A 2687-nucleotide genomic window follows, 5' to 3' on the forward strand; every position below is an offset into this window, starting at 1 on the left:
GCCCGGCCCTCGGAGGGAGGGCCGGGCCACGCCGGTGCACGTCACCGGGTGCGGCGGGTGCCGCGGGGCGGGTCAGTGCTGCCAGACGCGCACGTAGTCGACCTGCATGTCGCCCGGCACCGCCGAGGGGCCGCCGCCGGACCAGACGGCGTTGTTCAGGATCAGGTAGTGCGGCGACGAGCTGATGCCGGTGGTGATCTGGCCGACCTGCTTGCCGTCGTAGTAGTAGGTCACCGAACCCGGCTTCCACTCGGCACCGTACGTGTGCCAGCCGGTGTAGTCACCGGTGGCGCAGCCGCCCGGGCCCCCGGACGACGAGTGGTAGTGGTAGCAGGCCTTGCCGCCCAGGCCCTCCATGATGTCCATCTCGCCGTCGGCCGGCCAGTTGTGGCCGTCCGTCCAGAAGGCGGGCCAGTTGGCGATCTGCGAACCGTCGGCGGGCAGGAAGATGCGGGCCTCGAAGGCGCCGTAGGTGAACTCGGCCTTGCCGTTCGAGGACACCATTCCGGAGCGGTACGGGTAGGTCTTGCCGTTGACCACGGTCGGCTGCTGGACGATGTTGAGGTGCAGCGAACCGCCGCTGACGGTGGACTGCGACGGCGCGTAGGCCGCCAGCTCGATGTCGGGGTTCACCGGCTGCGTGGTGCAGGTCTGGCAGCCGAACCAGTTCGGCGTCCACTTGCTGCTGTCGACGCTGCTGCCGTTGAACTCGTCCGCGAAGACCTGGCGCCAGCTGCCCGCGATGCCCAGCGGGCCGCTGCCCGACCCCGGGGTGGCGGTGGGCGACGCGGTCGCAGTGGGCGACGCGGTGGCGGTGGGCGACGCGGTGGCGGTGGGCGACGGGGTCGCGGTGGGCGACGGGGTGGGCGTGGCGGTCGCCGTCGGGGACGGGGTGGGCGTCGCGGTCGCCGTCGGGGACGAGGTGGGCACGGGTGTCGCCGTGCCGCCGCCGGAGGTGAACGTGCGGACCGGCGTGAGGTTGTGCCAGCCGTCGGAGGTCTTGTAGGCGACGAAGTACGTGTAGGTCCCGGCCGGGAACGTCCGGCTCTTGGGCGTGAACGTGGTCTGCCGGTTCCCCAGCGTGGTGGCGGTGGCCCCGGGGAAGTCGTAGTTGGCTCCGCCGGCCGAGCGCACCGCGATGGTCAGGCTCTGCACCTTGAGGCGCTTGCTCGCGTGGACCTTGGCGGTCGCGGTCACCGCCGAGTCCGGCGCGGGCGAGGCGGGGGTGATGGTGAGCGAGTCGACGGTGACCGGGACGGTGGCCGCCTCGGACTGCACCGCCCAGGTCGCGGTTCCGCCGGTCGCGGCCGCCGCCACGAGTCCGGCGATGGTCAGCCGCTTCCAGGCAGCCGGTCTGGCACGGCGGTGTCGAGCACTGCTTCGCGGAAATGTCATGCCGGGGAGCACCTTTCGTACCCCCCTCAGGACCTACGGGCGCCGGCCGCGGCAGGAGCGGCAGAGCCCATCGAGGGGGGAGCTTGTGCGAACCGGGGCGTCCTTCGCAACCTGCGCGCCGTCGGCCCGCACCCCGGCCACCGGACGGCAGGCACTCCGACCGTGGACAAACCACCAGGTCAGGCCAAGTCCTGGGGCAGCCGCCGGGGGTGGATGTGAGGTGCGGCACAGGTGACCGGGGCCACACGGTGCGTCCGCTCATCCGGGCCGCCCGTCCGTTCACCGGTACCCGCCCGCATCTCCGCGGCCGAGGGCGCTGCGATCATGGCCGGTATGACTACGAACATGTCCGTCCCGCACGCCGCGTCCGCGGGCGGAGTCCGGATCCCCGCGCCCGGCGGCGGGTACCTGTGGGCCGACCGTCGCGGGAGCGGCAGCCCGGTGGTGCTGCTGCACGGCGCCGGGATGGACTCGCGGCTGTGGGACGCGGTCCTTCCCGGGCTGGCCGACCACCACGAGGTGATCCGCTTCGACGCCCGCGGCCTCGGCCGCTCCGCGTCGCCGGAGGCGCCGTTCAGCGACGTCGAGGACCTGGGTGCCGTCCTCGACCACTTCGGCCACCGCCGGGCCGCGCTGGTCGGGTTGAGCATGGGCGGCGAGACCTCGCTCGACTTCGTCCTCGCCCACCCGGACCGGGTGTCCGCCCTGGGGCTGGTCGGGGCCTCGGTCGGCGGCCACCACTGGCCGGAGACCGCCGAGTTGTCGGCCTACGCCGCGGCCCGCCGGGACCGGGACGCCGCGCGCCTGGCCGCGGCGGAGCTGGCGATCTGGGCCTCCCTCGGCCGGACGGCTCCCGGCGGGGAGCTCGTCGAGGCGATGGTGGCGGACAACGCGGAGCGGCGCATCCTCAGCGAACAGCACCTGGCGGCCTCGGCGGACGGCGACGCCGCAGCACGCCTCGGGGCGATCGGGGTGCCGACGCTGGTCGTCCACGGCGACCACGACCACCCGGAGATCGGGGTGATCGCCGAACGCCTCGCCACCGGCATCCCGGACGCCCGCGCCGAGCGGATCGCGGGCGCCGACCACTACCTGCCGCTGCGCACCCCCGCCCGGCTCACCGACCTGCTGCTGGCGCATCTGGCCCGGGCCTGACACCCGCGCCGCGACCGGGGCCGGTCGCACCGGCGCCGGGCGGCGCGGCACCAAGGCGGCGGCGGTGCGGCAACCGGGCGGCGGTGGTGCAGCAGCCGGGCCCGGTGGTGGCCGCGGCGACCGGGCGGCTCCGGGCC

Annotated in this window: 2 protein-coding genes; one reads left to right on the forward strand and one right to left on the reverse strand. The window is 74.6% G+C overall.

All coding sequences use genetic code 11. The annotated features are described in order from the left end of the window. Window positions 1–72 precede the first annotated feature (72 nt). Window positions 73–1395, reverse strand: coding sequence for a glycoside hydrolase family 16 protein (locus tag ACWGB8_RS38345; RefSeq protein WP_452218280.1), 1323 nt, complete (start codon window positions 1393–1395; stop codon window positions 73–75). A gap of 333 nt (window positions 1396–1728) precedes the next feature. Between ACWGB8_RS38345 and ACWGB8_RS38350 the strand changes: the two genes are divergently transcribed. After that, a complete protein-coding gene (locus ACWGB8_RS38350) occupies window positions 1729–2550 on the forward strand; it encodes an alpha/beta fold hydrolase (RefSeq protein ID WP_452218281.1) in 822 nt (273 codons plus the stop codon). Window positions 2551–2687 lie beyond the last annotated feature (137 nt).

The organism is Kitasatospora sp. NPDC054939 (assembly GCF_053610105.1).

What these genes read in the sequence shown, in the direction of transcription:
- ACWGB8_RS38345 (WP_452218280.1), bottom strand. Translation starts at nt 1,395, where the DNA reads ATGACATTTCCGCGAAGCAGTGCTCGACACCGCCGTGCCAGACCGGCT.
- ACWGB8_RS38350 (WP_452218281.1), top strand. Translation starts at nt 1,729, where the DNA reads ATGACTACGAACATGTCCGTCCCGCACGCCGCGTCCGCGGGCGGAGTC.